The sequence below is a fragment of the Kordiimonas aestuarii genome (assembly GCF_025574465.1).
GTDB lineage: Bacteria > Pseudomonadota > Alphaproteobacteria > Sphingomonadales > Kordiimonadaceae > Kordiimonas > Kordiimonas aestuarii.
The window spans coordinates 298,460-316,038 of sequence record NZ_JAOBPP010000021.1 but is presented as its reverse complement, the minus strand read 5'-3'; the positions used below and the strand labels follow the sequence as shown (position 1 = coordinate 316,038).

Genomic DNA, 17,579 nt, shown 5'->3' with positions numbered 1-17,579 from the left:
TGTCAGCATTTATTCACTGGCCGGGCTGTTGGCGATTGCCAGTGGCTTGTCAGGGTTCATGCCGGCTTCAATTTTGGCCTCACGCACCATCTCGCGCACATCAGCGCGCAGTTTGAATGCGTCATAAATGATGCCGTCCTTGATGGTCCAGCGGACGCCGCCCACGCGTTCTACAAGGCCAGTTTCCCGGTTCAGTTTCACCGCGCCGGTGCCATAGAGAACCTTGAAGTTATGCAAGGGGTTCTCATCCACAACCACAAGGTCGGCCATCTTGCCTACTTCAACCGCGCCGATCTCGTCTTCCATGCCCAGCTCCTGCGCGCCGATATAGGTGGCCGAGCGAATGACCTCCAGCGGGTGGAACCCGGCCTCCTGCAGCAGTTCAAACTCCTGGATGTAGCCAAAACCATAGAGGCTGTAGATATAACCGGTATCGCTGCCAACGCCGACCTTGCCGCCACGGTTTTTATAGTCATTGATGAACTGCATCCACAGCTTGTAGTTCTTCTTCCACTCAATCTCGTGCTCGGTCGTCCAGTCAAACCAGTAGGACCCGTGTGCAACTTCGCTCGGGCGGTAAAAATCCCACAGCGCAGGCATGGTATATTCGTCGTGCCATACGGCGCGGCTCATACGCATCAGATCGCGTGATGCGACATAAATGGTAAAGGTGGGATTGATGGCAAAATCACGCTCCAGAAGCGTATCCATCACCTCGTTCCATTTGTCAGATCCCGGTTTGGCCGCTTGTTTCCACAGTTTGCCTGCTTCGCCAAAGCGGTCCATCTCGTCAGTATAAATATAGTCAGATGGATAATCCTGAATGAGCCGGTCCTCAAACATGGCTTCGGGCAGGCCGTACCAGTGTTCCATGCTATCAAGGCCGCGGGCTGAAGTATCCAGCACATTGGCGTCGGTCACAGCGGTTTGTGCGTGGTGCATTGTGGTGCGAAGGCCTAGTTTTTCCGCTTCATCAAGCCCCGCCAGCAGGATCTTTTTCGGGTTGCCGAGAAACTTGACACCGTCAGCACCCATTTTTTTATAGCGCTGGATGATCTCCCGGGCTTCCTTCACGCTCCCCACACCATCAAATTCCGGGTAGGCGAGCAGGCGCGGTGCGGTGATCTTGTTTTCAGCGCTGCGGCGCTTGAAATCCAGCGTGCGTTCAAAGCCGCTATACCCCACAACCCGCGCCGTGGTGACACCGTGCGCAAGCCACAGCTTGAAGATATATTCCGGGCTGACGCCCTGGCCAAAATCCTTGCCATGGATATGGGTGTGCACATCAATAAAGCCGGGCAGGATGTATTTGCCGGTCACATCAAGCTCACGGTCGCCCTTGGCGGGGCGGCCTTCCGGCTTGATGGGGCTGTCCGGCGTGCCAACAACCTTGATCTCGGTGATGCGGTTGTTTTCAATCACCACATCCGCAGGGCCGTATGCCGGCCCGCCGGTGCCATCAATGATGTAGCCACCACGCAGCACAAGGCGGCCATACTGGCCCTCGCCCTCCTGTGCGTCACGTAGTTCGGCTTTGGTTTCGCCATCGGCCAACAGGCTGGTGCTGGTCAGAAACATAGCCGCAATCGTAACTGCGGCGCGGTGCAACATGCGCATCCTGGTCCCCTTCGTCCCCTTCAGTGGTATCGGGGCCTAGAGTACATAATTTTGGCGCGCGGTACAGGCCTGTCTGCACCGCGCCCTGTCCGCTTGAGGATGTCAGCCGCTCTCCGCCAGCCGCGTTTCTTCGTCCACCACGGCGCGGGCGAAGGCTTTGCGGCCCCAAAGGAAGGCGCCAATGCCCACGGGCACCGTAATCAGCGCGAGCAGGAAGAAGGAGAGGTTCAGCTTCATCTCGTCCCCGAAGATATAATCGGTGAAGAAGCCAAGCGCGAAGGGCCCGGCACCATAGCCGATGATGCTGGTGCACATCACATAGATGGAAATGATCTGCCCACGCATCTGGTTCGGCGTGATGATCTGCAGGCTGGCGAATGCCACGCCGCTTGGCGAATTGATGAAGAAGTTGGAGAAGGCCAGTACAACCCATGCCGTGGTTGTGTCCTGAATGAAGGGCAGGGTGAAGGCGGGGATGGCAAACCCGAGCGGGGCGGCCATCAGCGCGAGGATATGGGCGTCCTTGCGTCCGCATTTATACAGCTTGTCGGCTAGCCAGCCGCCGAATAGCAGGCCCATGGGGCCGGTGATGAGCGAGATAAGCCCGAAGGTGATGCCAACGTCCGAGGGTGCCATGGCATGATAGCGCACAAAAAAGAACGGCAGGAAGATCACACTGCCAAACCCGAGCGCAGCGTTCATCGACACACCGATGCATACACTGCTGTAGGCGCGCGCCTTGCTGCAAAAATAGCTGAGCACCTCCCGGATCGGGATGCTGGTAGCAGACCCCGCGGTACCCTTGCGTGCAGGCTCCTTGATGGTGAACATGAGGAGCGTGAGCAACAGGCCGGGCACACCCACCATCAGAAAGGCCTTTTGCCAGCCGCCCATCAGGCCATACCCCGGGATATCGATATCAGGTAGCTTTTCAGCGAAGTCGATCACCGCGCCGCCAACGATAAAGGCAAGTGCTGACCCCACTGGAATGCCCATTGAGTAGACGGAGAGGGCGGTTGACAGCCGCTCCTTGGGGAAGGTATCCGCCAGCATGGAGTTGGCGGCCGGTGCCAGGGTTGCCTCACCCACGCCCACGCCCATGCGCAGAATAAAGAGTGACATGAAGCTGCGTGCCAGCGACGACGCGGCTGTCATCAGGCTCCACAGAAACAGGCCGATCACAATCAGCAGGCGACGGTTTCCGCTGTCGGCGAAACGCGCGCACAACAGGCCGAAGGCGGTGTAAAATACCGCGAAGGCAAAACCGGTCAGTACACCAAACTGTGTGTCTGAGATGCCAAAATCTGCCTTGATGGCGGGCCCCAGAAGGCCCAGAATCTGGCGGTCAATGAAGGAAAAGGTATAGATGACGAGCAGAAGCACGACCATATACCAGGCGTAAGCAGGGCGTGGATAGCCCGGTTGGTTGGATGACATTCAGCGCTCCCCTCGCTTTGGTCGTTTGGTTTTTGGCCTTTAACTATCTGGCCTGATCCTTTAGACACTCGAGACATTAGGTCGGGCGATCGGCCCGCCTGTCAAGATACCGTAGCGTTTTGGATATATGATGTCGCTTGAAAATACAACGATCGTTGAAATTTTGGATACATTTGAATTTCTCGAGGATTGGGAAGACAAGTATCGCTATATCATTGATCTGGGGCGGCAGCTGCCGCCGCTTGCCGAACACGAAATGTCGGATGAATATAAGGTGCGGGGCTGCCAAAGCCAGGTCTGGCTTATCCCTGAAGTGTCGGATGACGGCCGTATCTACCTGCGCGGGGACAGCGACGCCCATATCGTCAAAGGCCTTGTTGCGATGATGTTGCTGATTTTCTCTGGCAAGACAGCGGAAGAAATCAAGGCGACGGACGCCCGCGCCATCCTTGACCAGCTTGGGCTTGCGTCGCATCTCTCTCCCGGCCGGGCCAATGGGCTGTTCGCCATGGTTGAGCGCATCTACGCTATCGCGGACGCGAATTAGGCACTCTGGAAGCGAGACAAAAAAAAGGGGCCGCTTGAGCCCCTTTTGTTTTTCTCTGTGGTTTTGCCGTCAGCCCAGCATTGGCTGGATGATCGTGTCATAGATGATGTTTGCGAACACCGCGAAGATGGCGACCGGGCAAATGAAGCGCACGAGGAAATACCAGACGCGGAAGCTTTTGTCCTCGATCGCCAGTTCTTCCATCATTGCCTTGCGGCTGACAAACCAGCCAACAAAGATCATCATGAACATGGCGCCTAGCGGCATGATGATGTTGTTGGTCAAGTAATCCTTCACATCCATGATGGTCATGCTGCCGAAGAATTGCAGGTCTCCCAGCAGGTTGCCTGGCTGGCCAAAGGAAGACAGTGTGCCAAGGAGGAAAGCCGAGAAACCAATAATCGCAGTCACTTTCTTGCGACTCCAGCCTGTGCGCTCCTCAATATAGGAAACGCCTGGCTCCAGCAGCGAGATCGAACTGGTGACAGCTGCGACGGCGAGAAGCGCGAAGAACAGTGGGCCAATCACGCCGCCCATTGGCATTTGGCCGAAGGCGATCGGCAAGGTCATGAACACAAGGCCGCCGCCACCGCCGGGGTTAAGACCATAGGCAAAGACGATCGGGAAGATTGCAAGGCCGGCCATCAGTGCCACGGCACTGTCTGCGCCCGCGATTGTGATGGCGGACCGCGGGATATTCACATCTTTCGGCAGGTAAGAACCGTAAGTCATGATCGACCCCATCGCCAGCGACAGCGAGAAGAAGGAAAGCCCAAGGGCGTTCAGGATCTTGTCACCGGTCAGCGCGTGGAAGTTGGGGCGGAACAGGAAGTCGATGGCGGCTGCAAAATCGCCTGTAATGCCGGAATAGATCATCAGCATCACCAGGATGGCAAACAGCGCCGGCATGAGGACTGTCACTGCTTTCTCAAGCCCGCCCTGTACCCCGCGCGCTACAATACTGACCGTGATGGCCATAAATATGAAGTGCGCGATGATTGGCTGTACCGGGTCGGCGATAAAGTTCAGGAATGTTTCGGTCGACTGCGCGGCATCAAAGCCGCCAAAGCCCATGGCTGCCTTGACGATATAGGCCAGCACCCAGCCGCCAACCAGTGAATAGAAGCTGATGATGATGAACGCGCCGATAATGCCGGACCAGCCAAGCAGGCCCCACATTGTGCTTTTGCCTTCTTCCGTCGCGATGCTTTTCATCGTGTTGACGGGCGACTTCTGGCCACGGCGACCCAGCGAGAGCTCCGCAATGAGACAAGGCGCGCCGATAACAAAGACAAAAATCAGATACAGGATGACAAAGGCACCACCGCCACCTTCGCCTGCCTCATATGGAAATTTCCAGATATTGCCAAGGCCGACGGCGCTGCCGACAGCGGCCATGATAAAGGCCCAGCGTGATGACCACTGGGCGTGTTGTGTTCCAGCCATTATTCCCTCTCCCCAGAGTACTCTAGATACGCGCGTAACCGATACGGTTGTACTAAATACGTCTGCTGTAATGTGGCGGTATCGCCTACCGCTCTGTCTGCATTTTTCCGGGGCCACCCACCCCGGGGACCCTGTGAAACGGGCGCCATCTTATGCGGACGGCGTCCTAACTACCAGAGAGAAATTGCCCTGTCGGTTGGAACCCGGTCTAATATGGCGCTGCAGCAGGCAACAGCGTTATTGCGAGGTGTCCATCACGGCACAATACTCGCCCTGGCTTTTGACCTGTGCGCAAAGTTCCTTTGCGTCGCTCTTGTCACTCAGGCGTACGCCGAGCCGGAGGGCATAGCCACCAACATTGACTTCCCACTGGTCGATAATGTCGGTCAGTGCCGGATACTGTTTTTCAAGGCTGCTTTTGCCGCTCATCGCGTGGTCGTATGACCGGTATGATGCCAGGTGCGCAAACCAGCGCCCAAGTGGTGAGTTGCCGGAGGGGCGGGTTACCGCGCGTCTTGGCCCGACACCGTTACCCGCCGCCGGGGCGGTGCGTGACACATCGCTGGGCTTGTTTTGTGTCGGCGGCAGCCCCACACCAAACTGAAGCGGTTCTCCGCGCGCGACATCCATGGTCTGAAGCTTGGATGCAATGATGGCAAGACGCCGGCCCGCCTCTGCACTGACGGGGCCGTCCGCGAGCACCATGCTGCCGCAATGGGCAAAGACGCCGTCCTGCGCGCCTGAGGTCATCAGAGATGCATAGATACGCCTGGCTGCGACGGGTCTGCCGCTCTCTTCAAGTGCGAGACCGGTGTAGAAGCGATCAGCGGGAGAAGAAAGAGGCTCAGAGGTCAAGATGCGGGCTGCGTCGGTGGCGCGGCCTTCGCACAGCGCCTGTTCAACCGCCGGGTTGATCCGCTGGACAGGGGCGCCTGGCGCCATGCTGCGGCCCCCTGGACCACCTGTGCTGCATGCAGCAACCAGAAGTAGGGTTGTAAGGCAAATTGTGGCCCGAACGCCCCCATGTTTGCCGGTATGAGTGTCAGGCTTTTCAGTTCGGCAAGGCATCAAGGATCATCCGGTTGTTGCGCGGCTGCAGGGGACGCGCGTTTTCCCCCATAATGCCGCGAATCACGGCAATCTGCTGGCTTGAGAACTCTATTGGTGCCTTGAAGACATACCAGTTCACCCCTTCTGTACAGGGCGGGGTCGTCTCGGACCCCATATACCGGTAAAAAGTACGCTCATTGGGCATCAGGTCCCGGGCATTAAACTTGATTTCTGCCCGGCGCGAAGATTGGTCGGGTTCTATGGGCAGGTTTGGCCACAACTCGTCAGCGGCGATATTGGCGGCACCCTCTTTGACAAATACCGCGATGCGGGCAAGGCTGCCGTCCGCTGCGGTATGATCAAAATGGATCTCCATCGGATAGCTTGTGGTTAGTACACGGTGTTCCGCCGGAGTGTGGAAATGAAAATTCTTCAGCTCAAACTCTTTGGTGCCGATTTTCATCTTGCTGCCGGGTGCGTAGTCGAAACGCACCGTGCGGCGTTCATTATGCATGACAAGCGGCGAGACCAGATAATTAGTCTCGAGCCGGTTCAGGTAAACGGGCTCCGTCCCTTCAATCACGATAGGCGACTGCATGGAGCCGTTGGCACAGACACTGGACGTCGCACCCCAGTTGCCCGGGCCATTGGTGCCTGAATAGCTCCAGTTATCCTGCCCTGTGGCACTGGCAGCAAGTGCAGTTGCTGCAACAAAGGAGCCCAGCGATTGTTTCCAGTTCATAACTCTCTCCTAAAATCAGGTGCGTCGCAGTATGGCCTTTTCGCTGCACGTTTTGCCCCCGCGCATCACCCCATCGGATGTAGGCTACTATGCCCGGTATTTTATTAAAAGCCTGTTTCTTGGGACAAAAGTGCAGCCAACTCTTTGAGGCGGTTGTCAATTTCCCGCTCTGCGATATTCGCGAACCCGAACAGCAGGCCCTGACGTGCTTCGGCTTCATGGTAGCTTTCCGACAGAGGGGACGCGCCAAGCTGAGCCTTGCCCGCGATCAGCGACAGCGCCGTGTCTGGCGGCAACTTACGACCCGCACGGCAGAAAGCCACAACGTGCAGGCCGGTGTCAGCCTTCTGGAAATCAAAATGCTGACCAAGCCATTTCTGGGCCGATGTCATGAAAATGCTCAGGCGTTTTTTGTGCACGGCGCGCAGACGCCTGATATGCCGGGAAAAATGCCCTTCCTCAATGAATTGTGTCAGCAGGATCTGGTTGCTGATGGACGGAAAGCTGTCCACCGCGGCGCGGTGGCGAACAAGCCGTTCGGTCATCTCTGGCGGAACAATAAGATAGCCAAGCCGTAGCGCGAGAAAGAGCGACTTGGAAAAACTGCCGCTGTAGATCACGCACTTGCCGCCGTCGATGCCCTGCAGCGAATTGATCGGGCGGCCCGCATAGCGGAACTCGCTGTCGTAATCATCTTCAAGAAGAAAACTGCCTTCTTTTTTAGCCCATTCAAGCAGTTCAAGCCGGCGCTTGAGCGGCATGGTGTGCCCAAGTGGATACTGGCGAGACGGACACACCACAAGAAGCCCTGCTTTCCCGCCTGGCGTGGGCGGCAGCACACCATCCTCATCAATCGGCGTAAAGCGGACAGGATGCGGCAGGTTGCGGACCGCCGATGCCATGCCCGGATACCCGGGGTCTTCCAGAATGATGGTGCGGTCTTTGGGGATCACGCTTTCGGCCAGCAGGTGAAAGCTTTGCTGGATGCCCGAGGTGATGATGATCTGGTCTGCGTCCGCGACGACGCCGCGCGCGGCCTCAAGATAGGTGGCGATGGCCTGCCTCAGCGGCAGGTAGCCGGCTGGGTCATTGTAGAGTAGCTGCGATTCCCGAGCGCCGCGCCACACCCTGCCGGAAAGGCGCGCCCAGATGTCAACGGGGAACTGGTCCAATGCGGGCATGCCTGAAAGGGGGCGCTTGGCGGCGCGGGGCGGCAGGGCCTCACGCCGGATGGCGTCTGGCCCGGCGCGTATCTGCAGTGCGGCATCAGGCAGGTCCGCGCTTACAAAGGTGCCAGCCCCTTGCCGTGTTTCGAGATAGCCTTCCGCGATCAGATGTTCATAGGCCGCAAGCACAGTATTGCGGGAAATGTCCAGCCGTCCGGCGAGCGCCCGGGTGGCGGGCAATCGTTTGCCTGCGGGGAGCCGCCGCTCCAGAATGGCCTGCCGCAGCATGGCCTGCAGCTGTTCATTCAGAGGCTGTGCCGCTCCGGTATCCAGCCCCGGCGAGAACAGTGTTTCAAACATGCCATCCATAAATTGGTACCATCCATTTGACTATATTGGCTCTACTAATGGGATCAATATAGCCGCACTGTCAGCCAAAGGAAAAGCGCAGTATGCGCGGCCAGACGCTATGACCTGAGGTGACATCATGGACGGTTTTCAGAAAAACGACCGAAACAGGGCGCGGCGCGGGCATCAGCGCGCCGCCTATGACGCGGATACGGTGTACCGTATCCTCGATAGCCATTTCCTGTGTCATGTAGGGTTCGAGATCGCGGGCCAGCCGCATGTCATCCCCACAAGCTATTGGCGCGAAGGGAACCGGCTTTACTGGCATGGATCGTCCGCCAGCCATATGGTCCGTCATTTGTCAGGTGGGAACCCGGCAACGGTGTGCGTCACGCACCTCGATGGCCTTGTACTGGCACGCTCCGCCTTCAATACCAGCGTCAACTATCGCTCTGTGGTGTGTTTTGGTGTGCCTGAGCTTGTCACCGAAGAGGCGGAGTTCGACCGCCAGATGGAGCTGTTTTTTGATCAACTTGCCCCCGCGCGCTGGCATCAGCTACGCCCGCTGACCGCGCAGGAACGCAAGGCCACCGGCCTTCTGGTGATGGAGATCGAAGACGCCAGCGCAAAGGTGCGCACGGGCGGCCCCGGTGATGGTGATGAGGCTGACTGGCCGGTATGGGCCGGGCATGTGGATATCCACACGGTGACAGGCACATCCCATGACGCGCCTGAGGGCGCCCGCAGCCCGCTCAGCCACGGTGTGTTGCCCGCGTTTCACCGCGAACTATAGAGGGACGACTATGCTGGAACTGCGGCCCAACTGCGAGCATTGCAACCGTGACCTGCCAGCCAACAGCAGGGATGCGATGATTTGCTCATATGAGTGCACTTTCTGTGCGGATTGTGTGCGGCATGCGCTGCACGGTGTGTGTTCCAACTGTGGCGGCAATTTTGTGCCCCGACCCATCCGCCCCCAAAAAGAATGGCGCCCCGGCGTGTGCCTTAGCCATCAGCAGGCCAGCCCGAACCGTGTGCACAGGCCCAAAGACATTCAGGAGCAACAAGCCTTTGCCGAACGGGTCGCCAAGGTGCCGCCCGAGGCAAGGTAGGTGAGTAGAGCCATGACTGATTTGACCAACTGGCAAGCCCGGCCCACGGCGGGGCTGGCGCGACTTGAGGGAACGGCGGTGTCTCTTGAGCTGCTTGACTGGACCAAGCATATGGCGGGGCTGGAGACTGCTACTTGCGGAGCTGCCAATGCAGACCTGTGGCACTATATTCCCCTTGGGCCTTTCGCTGGCGGCACCGCGCTCAAAGCGGCCTTTGACCGTGCGCACGCGGAACAGGGCTGGCGCACGATGGTCATTCTTTGCAAGGCCACAACTGAGGTGCTGGGCATGGCCAGTTACATGCGCAACCGCGAAGCACATGGCAGCACAGAGGTGGGCTGCGTGGTGTTCTCGCACCAACTGCAGCGTACGACCGCCGCGACGGAAGCCCTCTATCTGATGGCGCGCCATGTGTTCGAGGACCTTGGCTATCGCCGCTTTGAATGGAAATGCAATGCGGCCAATGACGCGTCAAGGCGTGCGGCGGTGCGCTTCGGTTTCACCTATGAAGGCACCTTCCGCAACGACATGGTGATGAAAGGCGCAAACCGCGATACCGCATGGTATTCCATGATCGACAGCGAATGGCCTGATATCGCCAGCGCGTTCCGCGCGTGGCTGAGCCCTGAAAATTTTGATCCGAACGGCCAGCAACAAGAACGTCTTGAGGCCTGCCGCGCCGCTTTGTGAGCTCTTGAAAAAAGCCTGAACCGACCCCAGGGGGCAGGTTCAGGCAGGGTGCTGGGTAAAGATATGTCCTCGGGGAGAGGCTTTACCCGGAGGGGTAAGTCTGTCTTTGGTGGTTTATAACGGTTCCGGCAACTGTGTGGCCGGAACCTTCGGCTTTTTCAGGCGTTTCAAACGAATACCCAGCGCCACCGCGATGCCCGCCATGATGGTCAGAAGCCCGGCGAACTCTATGAGTGTGGGGATCTCACCAAGGATGAAGAACGACAGCAAGACGGCAATGACCGGCGTCAGAGCGTTGATGATCGTCGCGCGGCCCGAGCCAAGGATGCCAACAGCCCTGTTGAACATCACAAGCGCCACGATGGCCGAGAGCACACCCTGCCACAGGCCTTGGACCATGATGGTTTTAATCGGCACGTTCATAAGCCCCTGGCCGAAGCCGAATGTCGCCAGTATGCCGACGAAGATGAGGGAAATGACTGCAACGCGCGACGCCACCACAAGCCCGTCCATTGGCCAGTGGCGCAGGAGGAACGTATAACTGGCCCACATCACACCGCCCGCCATGAATAGAAGGTCACCGCGCAGGGTCTCAACCCCGCCTGCGGCACCACCGGCCAACGCGGCCAGGCCAAGAGTGATCATGAAGCCGCCAAAGGCGCGCGTGCGGGTCAGCTTGTCACCAAGCCAGACATGCGCCGCCACAAGGCTGAGGAACATCACGGTGCCCGGGATGACCACACCGCCGTGGCTGGCTGGCGCATGCTGAAACGCGGTGGTCACCAAAAGCGTGTAGGGTGTACCGGCACAGATGGCGAGCACAAGCGCCTTGCCCCACCCCTTCAGGCTTGACGGTCCCCTGAACGCGAAGGGCGCCAAAAGCACCCCGGCGACCATGAAGCGCAGCATCACGACCTGCACGGGGGTGATGCTTTCCTTCACGCCGATGGATGTCACCACGGGCCACGCCCCCCAGATCAGGGCTGCGCCAAGGCCGCACAAGATGCCGAGGCTGGTGCTCGGGCTTGCCTTCAGGTCTTTCATGACCGGGTTTCCTGCTGTCGTTTTCGCTTTTTTTAAATGTAGGGTCAGTCGCGCGTTTTTTCTTCGCAAATATCCCATTTTTGCGATAAAAAACTCCTTCATATGATTTAGAAGTGATGGGAAAAGTTAAAAATGTCCGATCTTGATAGCTTTGACCTTAAAATACTTAGTTGCATGCAGGAAAACAGCCGTCAGACAGCGGAAGTGATTGGCGAGAAGGTCGGCCTCTCGCCCGCCGCCACGCAGCGCCGCATCAAAAAGTTGCGTGAAGATGGCACCATCAAAAAGGAAGTGGCGATCCTGTGCCCCACAGCGCTTGGTGGCCGAACCACCTTGATTGTGCAGATTATCTGCTCGTGCGGGGGCGAAGCCACCATTGAGACGTTCAAGCAGCAGATGACACAGGTGCCGGAAGTACAGCAGTGTTATTATGTTACCGGTTCGACAGATTTCATTCTGGTGATGACGGTCAAGGACATGAAGGACTTCGACCGCATCACACGCAAATGGTTCTTCTCCAACCCCTCCATCGGCCGGTTTGAAACTATTGTGGCGATCGATACCTTCAAGGAAGGCTTCAGCATCCCGCTGGGCGTTGCGGTATAGGCCTAGAAGCTTTTGTCTTTCAGCAGGTCGTAGGCCTTCTGGATCTGATGGAAACGTTCTGCGGCGGCGGGGTCGCCAGGGTTGGCGTCCGGGTGATAGATTTTTGCCAGTTTGCGGTACTGCTTTTTCAGAACTTCCTGGCTGGCGCCGGGGTCAAGTTCAAGCGCGTCATAGGCCGCGTTTTCATTGGCGGTGAAACCGTCTGCGTCGACCGCCCCGCCCCATTCAAAGGTGCGGGCGCTGGCGAAGGCGTCTGACGACTCGCTGGCGTCATTCATGTGGCGCTTGGCTTCCTCGTCGCTCATGCCCTGGAAAAAATCCCAGTTCCTGTTGTATTCAGCGGCGTGCGGGCGGCAGAAATACCAGCGTTCGTTCGACCCCGGTGATTTGGGGGCCGGGTGTGCACCCTTTTCGTTGCAACCGGTATAGTCGCACATGCGCACCGGTTCCGCGTCCTTGTCGCGGCCGTATTCACCCCAGCGGGGGAAACCAAAGCTTTTTATATGATCACTTGCCATGCTGTCATTATAAGCCGCGCGGGCTTTTCTGTCTTGTTCTTGTCCAAAAAATACTTGGCCGCGCACTTTGGTTCAGTGCCACGACCAATGCAAGTCCTAGTTGGCGAAAATTCAGCGGTTAGGCCGAGCGCAGACCCTCATGTCCCGTGGGGCGCAGCAGCCACAGGCCCGCGACCACAAACCCGGCGCCAAACAGGATGCCGGCCATCATCAGGGTCATGGTGGCATGCGGGAAGAGGCTGCCGATGGGCCCCAGCACACTACTTGCCAGCCACAGATACGCCGCAGGGACGGAACCCGCGCCGGTTGCGAGCACAGCAAAAGCGAACAGGCTGATACCGGTGAGGATCAGAAACGTGCCAAGGGCGTAGAAATTCATGCCGAGCATCACGGGGTCCGGTCCCACGATGCTGGCGAAGCCGGTGCCTGAGAGAAAAAGACCGACCAGACCGGGGATGCCGGTCCGGTCGGCAGTCCGGAGGTAAAGACCGATCACGGCGATGAGAAGGCTGAGGTCGATCAGCGCATAAAGCGCTTCAAGGCCGACACTCTCCGGCGAATAGGAGATGAAGGATGTGACAATACGCAAGCCGCCTCCTGTGACTGCGGCGAATGCGGAGAGACGATAAAGATGATGTGCTGTCATGACCGGGCCTCCATTTTATAAAGTAAAATATTTATAAAGTAGTCCTTTTTATTTTGTAAAGAATTTTCTTCATTTAATTATGGTGCGTCAATGAGCCATGGCTTCGCAAGGCTGGTCCGTCATGGGGCTGGACGCTTGCGGTGGCGGCACATAGGCTGTGCCAAACGCGATCAGCAGAGAGGCAACCATGCGCACATTTGACGAAATTTATGCCATTGCAGTGGAACGCAAAGGCGGGGCAGGTGCCGTTGAAGCCCAGATGCCCACCCCGAAAGCATCGGATGAAATCAAGGCCATGGGTGACGACCGCATCCTCGCGGGCATGACCCGCGCCATCTTTCAGGCCGGTTTCAGCTGGAAGGTAATCGACAACAAGTGGCCGGGCTTTGAGGAAGCATTTGAAGGTTTTGTGCCAGTACGCTGGAAGTTCATGTCGGACGATGACCTTGACAGCCTGCTGAAGGACAAACGTATTGTCAGGAATGGGCCCAAGATTATGACCGTGCGCGACAATGCCATCATGCTGTGTGATCTGGATGATGAATATGGCTCTGCCGCCAATTGTATCGCTGATTGGCCAATGGATGATTTTGTCGGCTTGCTTGAGATGCTCAAGAAACGCGGCAGCAGACTTGGGGGCAACACTGGGCCCTATTGCCTGCGCTTCCTTGGCAAGGATGGCTGGGTGCTGGGCCGTGATGGTATCGCGGCGCTGATCCGCGAAGGCGTGGTCGACAAGGCCCCCACCGGCAAGGGCGCCATGCGCGCGGTGCAGGGTGCCTTCAATATGTGGGCTGAGGAAAGTGGTCGCCCCTTCGCGCATATCTCACGCACCCTTGCCATGAGCATTGATGCGTAACATCTATAGAAAACAAAAAAGACCAAAGGACACGACGGAGGAACCAGAATATGCGGCATCTGATGATGGCGATAGCATTTGGCGGCGGGCTGGCGCAGCCGATATGGGCTGAGGGCGACAGCGCCCTTTTTTCGGACAAACGGTCCTATCCCGTGGGTGCGGAAAACTACCGTACCGCCGGCCTTGCCTTGGGTGACGTGGATGGTGACGGTGACCTTGACCTCATTGAAGCCAACGGTCGCCATTGGGCGCAGCCGAGCTATGTCTATTATAACGCCGGGAACCGGTTTACCTCACGCATGAAACTCGGCACCTTGGAGGTCACAAGCTATACCGCTCACCTCGCGGATATCGACGGCGATGGTGACCTTGATGTGATCTCGGCGTCCGACCGTTATGCCAACCAGATTTACCTGAATGACGGCAAGGGCAACTTTGGCGAGCCCATATGGTTTGGCGAGGGTTCATCCGCCACCCGCAGCATCACGGTTGCTGACGTAAACGGTGACGGTGTGCTTGATATCCTTGAGATCTGCCGTGGCAGCGCGAACCATATTTTCCTGAATGACGGCAAGGGCGGGCTGGCCGCGCCTGTCTCGTTCGGGAACGGCGAGGATTCGACCCTTGATGTCGCCGTGGCGGACATGAACGGCGACGGCATCATGGACCTCGTGCTCGCGAACCGGGACGGCCAGCAGAACCAGATCCTCGTCGGCGCGGGTGACATGACGTTCGGCCATGCGATCCCCTTCGGGCGCGGCGACGACGATACCCGCGGTGTGGTGGTTGCAGACATGAACGGCGATGGCCTTCCGGATATCGTGACCGCCAACATCGAAGCTGCCAATGACGTAATCCTCAACAAGGGCAATGGCTCCTTCGAGACAATCTCATCCTTTGGCGGCGAGGCGGACGCAACCTATGCCATTGTGGGCGCGGATATTGATGGCGACGGAGACACGGACATTGTGGTCGGTAACGATGAGGGCGTGAACCAGCTTTTCCTCAATGACGGAAAGGGCGGCCTGGCCCTGAATGCAGAGTTTGGCGAGCCGGATTCAGCCACCTATGCCATCACTGTCGGCGACGTGAACGGCGACGGCAAGCTTGATATCGTCACCGGCAATTCAGACGGCCAGAACTGGACCTGTTACCAGCACAAATAAAAAACGGGGCCGCTAGGGGGCCCTTGGTTCGATATTCACTGCTGTTTACCCAAAAGGTAGTCGCTGGCGGATCGCAGACCATGTGTCGCCTTAACGGTTATTTCAGTTGGCCGTGCAACCCAGCCATCAAAAATAGCATTAGTACGTTGTACTTCTTCCTCAGACATCAATGCTTCTTGTTGTTTGAGAAACCCAACAACTTCCGGAGTTAGGCGTGCGCCCGCCTGACGAAGGGCAATACGAAGATAGGCCTGCGCTTTGGCTCGGTCCTTCTTCACGAGGATGCCGTCCGCATGGAAGGATGCGAGCATTGCGATTGCATTGGCATATCCTTGATCTGCTGCTGATTTTGTCCACTTTACCGCATTGTCAAATTTCTGCTGCTGAAGGAAAATCAATGCAACATCATTTTGCGCGAAGGAGTATCCGGCTTCAGCGGCGATCAGTTTGTACTTTAGCGCCAGATCCTGATCGACCGGTAAGATTCCTCCCCCTTGCCCTGCGTAATAGCAGCCGACCTTATATGCCGAAAGAGGATGGCCTGCTTTTGCGGATTCGGCGAAAAGCGCGTAAGCTTTTTGGTAGTCCCGATCGGTAGCAATGCCGACATGGTACATCATGCCCAGGTAATATTGTGCTTCGGAGTCGCCTTTGGGGGCCTCTTTTCGGAGGCTTAGGAAAACCTGCTCCTCCTCAGGATCGCTTGCATGGCTTGGTAGTGCTACGAGCACGAAAAGACAGAAGAGTAGTTTGCGCATGTATCCCCCTAGCTAACTTTACCCATGAATTCGTACTTGCAAAGGCAAAAAGAATGCGGAGCTAGGGCCCCGCATTCTTTTTATTTATGCTGCGGTGATCATGCAGCTTTTGGTGCTGCGGCGATTACGCTTGCGTCCACGTGGCCCGCGAAGGTTTCGAAGTTCTTCACGAACAGGCTCACGAGGTAGGAGGCTTTGGCATCATAGGCTGCCTTGTCCGCCCAGGTTTCGCGCGGGTTCAGGATCTGCGTGTCCACACCTGGCACAATCTCCGGCACTTCGAAGCCGAAGTGCGGGTCTATGCGCATCGGTGCCATATTGAGGCTGCCGTCGAGGGCCGCGTGCAAGAGTGCGCGTGTTACCTTAATTGGCATGCGGTTGCCGGTGCCATACTCGCCGCCGGTCCAGCCGGTGTTCACGAGCCAGCAGTTCACGCTGCCTTCCGCGATTTTTTTGCGGAGCAAGTCGCCGTACACACTCGGGTGGCGCGGCATGAAGGGCGCGCCAAAGCAGGTGGAGAATGTCGCCTGCGGCTCTTTCACGCCGATCTCGGTGCCCGCAACCTTCGCGGTGTAGCCCGAGAGGAAGTGATACATCGCCTGCTCAGGCGTCAGCCGTGCGATGGGTGGTAGCACACCAAAAGCGTCAGCCGTCAGCATAATGATATTCTTCGGCTTGCCGCCGCGGTTATGCTCAGACGTGTTCGGGATGAAATTAATCGGGTAAGCGCCGCGGGTATTCTCGGCGAGCGTGTTGTCGTCGAGATCCAGCTCGCGGGTTTCCTCATCCATCACCACATTCTCAAGGATGGTGCCGAAACGCTTGGTGGTGGCATAAATCTCGGGCTCTGCTTCCTCGGACAGGCGAATAAGCTTGGCATAACAGCCACCCTCGAAGTTGAACACGCTGTCTTCGGACCAGCCGTGCTCGTCATCGCCAATCAGCGTACGGCTGCTGTCAGCGGAAAGCGTGGTCTTGCCGGTGCCGGAAAGGCCGAAGAAGATCGCCACGTCACCCTCGTCACCGATATTGGCGGAGCAATGCATCGGCATGATGCCTTTTTCCGGTAGCAGGTAATTGAGGATGGAGAAGACGGACTTCTTGTTCTCGCCCGCGTATTCGGTGCCGCCAATGAGTACGAGGCCTTTCGAGAAGTTCACCGCAATGACCGTTTCGCTGCGACAGCCCATGGTGGCCGGGTCCGCGCGGAAGCTTGGCAGATTGATTATGGTGAACTGCGGCGCCATTTTGCCCAGTTCCTCGCGCTCGGGGCGGACGAGCATGGTGCGGCAGAAAAGGCTGTGCCAGGCATATTCACCCACGGTGCGCACGGCAACGCGGTGCTCGGGGTCGGAACCGCCCCACAAGTCCTGAACAAAAAGGTCCTTGCCTTTCATGTGGGCAAGGAACGCTTTGTGGATGGTATCGAACTGGTCAGGGGTCATCGGGCGGTTTACATCGCCCCACCACACGGTGTCTTCCGTCATCTCGTCGCGTACGGTGAACTTGTCGTTCGCGGAGCGGCCGGTGTGCTTGCCGGTTTTGACAACCAGCGGGCCATCCTTGGCCATTTTGCCTTCACCGCGACGAATCGCTTCTTCATACAGTTGGGCGGTTTCGAGATTCCAGTATTGATTGCCTGTGTCGGTGATACCTTGTGCATCAAGACCGACATTGCTTAGACGGGCGCCAAAGACTTGCAACGTCTTGTCCTCCAAGTGATTATTGGGGCCGTTCTGATCTGGCTGTGCCGCTTCAGAACACTCAGTGCCGGGCGGGTTTTTTTAAGTGCCTCGGCTTATTATTATCCCCGCGCGCGGGCGGGTC

At 57.6% G+C, this 17,579-nt stretch carries 18 protein-coding genes; 7 read left to right on the top strand and 11 right to left on the bottom strand.

From position 1 onward, the window contains the following. Positions 1-9: 9 nt before the first annotated feature. Together OEU85_RS14120 and OEU85_RS14115 are read right to left on the bottom strand one after the other, a co-directional pair. On the bottom strand, positions 10-1,617 hold the full coding sequence (locus OEU85_RS14120; protein WP_262692150.1) for an amidohydrolase family protein: 1,608 nt from the start codon (positions 1,615-1,617) through the stop codon (positions 10-12). Between the two features lie 102 nt (positions 1,618-1,719). Further along, entirely contained in the window at positions 1,720-3,054 is a 1,335-nt protein-coding gene (locus OEU85_RS14115; protein WP_262692149.1) for a spinster family MFS transporter, read from the bottom strand. A 130-nt stretch (positions 3,055-3,184) separates the two neighbouring features. Here OEU85_RS14115 and OEU85_RS14110 point away from each other — a divergent pair, with 130 nt between their 5' ends. Further along, entirely contained in the window at positions 3,185-3,601 is a 417-nt protein-coding gene (locus OEU85_RS14110; RefSeq protein ID WP_394805431.1) for a SufE family protein, read from the top strand. A 69-nt stretch (positions 3,602-3,670) separates the two neighbouring features. On the opposite strand, the gene OEU85_RS14105 is transcribed toward OEU85_RS14110, so the two are convergent. The 4 genes from OEU85_RS14105 to pdxR all read right to left on the bottom strand — a co-directional run bounded on the left by OEU85_RS14105 (position 3,671) and on the right by pdxR (position 8,365). Then, positions 3,671-5,047 (bottom strand): sodium-dependent transporter, encoded by a 1,377-nt coding sequence (locus tag OEU85_RS14105; protein ID WP_262692147.1) that lies wholly within the window; start codon positions 5,045-5,047, stop codon positions 3,671-3,673. Positions 5,048-5,284: 237 nt separating this feature from the next. Continuing rightward, positions 5,285-5,989 carry a hypothetical protein gene (locus tag OEU85_RS14100; protein WP_262692146.1) on the bottom strand — a complete coding sequence of 235 codons (705 nt, stop codon included), beginning with the start codon at positions 5,987-5,989 and terminating at the stop codon, positions 5,285-5,287. Positions 5,990-6,098: 109 nt separating this feature from the next. Beyond that, the gene (locus OEU85_RS14095; RefSeq protein WP_262692145.1) at positions 6,099-6,839 is read right to left on the bottom strand and encodes a carbonic anhydrase; all 741 of its coding nucleotides are present in this window, start codon (positions 6,837-6,839) and stop codon (positions 6,099-6,101) included. A 104-nt stretch (positions 6,840-6,943) separates the two neighbouring features. Continuing rightward, complete coding sequence (gene pdxR / locus OEU85_RS14090) at positions 6,944-8,365, bottom strand: MocR-like pyridoxine biosynthesis transcription factor PdxR (RefSeq protein WP_262692144.1); 1,422 nt, start codon at positions 8,363-8,365, stop codon at positions 6,944-6,946. A gap of 127 nt (positions 8,366-8,492) precedes the next feature. On the opposite strand from pdxR, the gene OEU85_RS14085 reads away from it, so the two are divergent. Genes OEU85_RS14085 through OEU85_RS14075 form a run of 3 tightly spaced genes read left to right on the top strand, consistent with a single transcriptional unit; the run spans position 8,493 to position 10,155 of the window. Further along, positions 8,493-9,146, top strand: coding sequence for a pyridoxamine 5'-phosphate oxidase family protein (locus OEU85_RS14085; RefSeq protein ID WP_262692143.1), 654 nt, complete (start codon positions 8,493-8,495; stop codon positions 9,144-9,146). 10 nt (positions 9,147-9,156) lie between these two features. After that, entirely contained in the window at positions 9,157-9,465 is a 309-nt protein-coding gene (locus OEU85_RS14080; RefSeq protein WP_262692142.1) for a DUF1272 domain-containing protein, read from the top strand. Positions 9,466-9,477: 12 nt separating this feature from the next. After that, positions 9,478-10,155, top strand: coding sequence for a GNAT family N-acetyltransferase (locus OEU85_RS14075; protein WP_262692141.1), 678 nt, complete (start codon positions 9,478-9,480; stop codon positions 10,153-10,155). 114 nt (positions 10,156-10,269) lie between these two features. Here the strand turns inward: OEU85_RS14075 and OEU85_RS14070 are convergent, their stop codons facing one another. After that, a complete protein-coding gene (locus tag OEU85_RS14070; RefSeq protein ID WP_262692140.1) occupies positions 10,270-11,199 on the bottom strand; it encodes a DMT family transporter in 930 nt (309 codons plus the stop codon). 132 nt (positions 11,200-11,331) lie between these two features. Between OEU85_RS14070 and OEU85_RS14065 the strand changes: the two genes are divergently transcribed. After that, a complete protein-coding gene (locus OEU85_RS14065; protein ID WP_262692139.1) occupies positions 11,332-11,805 on the top strand; it encodes an Lrp/AsnC family transcriptional regulator in 474 nt (157 codons plus the stop codon). A 2-nt stretch (positions 11,806-11,807) separates the two neighbouring features. Here the strand turns inward: OEU85_RS14065 and OEU85_RS14060 are convergent, their stop codons facing one another. Beyond that, positions 11,808-12,323 carry a J domain-containing protein gene (locus tag OEU85_RS14060; protein ID WP_262692138.1) on the bottom strand — a complete coding sequence of 172 codons (516 nt, stop codon included), beginning with the start codon at positions 12,321-12,323 and terminating at the stop codon, positions 11,808-11,810. A gap of 118 nt (positions 12,324-12,441) precedes the next feature. After that, positions 12,442-12,969: a hypothetical protein gene (locus OEU85_RS14055; RefSeq protein WP_262692137.1), complete on the bottom strand. Its 528-nt coding sequence runs from the start codon at positions 12,967-12,969 to the stop codon at positions 12,442-12,444. Between the two features lie 187 nt (positions 12,970-13,156). Here OEU85_RS14055 and OEU85_RS14050 point away from each other — a divergent pair, with 187 nt between their 5' ends. Together OEU85_RS14050 and OEU85_RS14045 are read left to right on the top strand one after the other, a co-directional pair. Further along, a complete protein-coding gene (locus OEU85_RS14050; protein WP_262692136.1) occupies positions 13,157-13,828 on the top strand; it encodes a DNA-3-methyladenine glycosylase I in 672 nt (223 codons plus the stop codon). Between the two features lie 50 nt (positions 13,829-13,878). Beyond that, positions 13,879-14,994 carry an FG-GAP repeat domain-containing protein gene (locus tag OEU85_RS14045; RefSeq protein WP_262692135.1) on the top strand — a complete coding sequence of 372 codons (1,116 nt, stop codon included), beginning with the start codon at positions 13,879-13,881 and terminating at the stop codon, positions 14,992-14,994. A 35-nt stretch (positions 14,995-15,029) separates the two neighbouring features. Here OEU85_RS14045 and OEU85_RS14040 read toward each other — a convergent pair whose 3' ends face one another. Both OEU85_RS14040 and OEU85_RS14035 read right to left on the bottom strand, forming a co-directional pair. Beyond that, positions 15,030-15,752 carry a tetratricopeptide repeat protein gene (locus OEU85_RS14040; protein ID WP_262692134.1) on the bottom strand — a complete coding sequence of 241 codons (723 nt, stop codon included), beginning with the start codon at positions 15,750-15,752 and terminating at the stop codon, positions 15,030-15,032. A gap of 98 nt (positions 15,753-15,850) precedes the next feature. Continuing rightward, entirely contained in the window at positions 15,851-17,455 is a 1,605-nt protein-coding gene (locus OEU85_RS14035; RefSeq protein WP_262692133.1) for a phosphoenolpyruvate carboxykinase, read from the bottom strand. Positions 17,456-17,579: the final 124 nt, after the last annotated feature.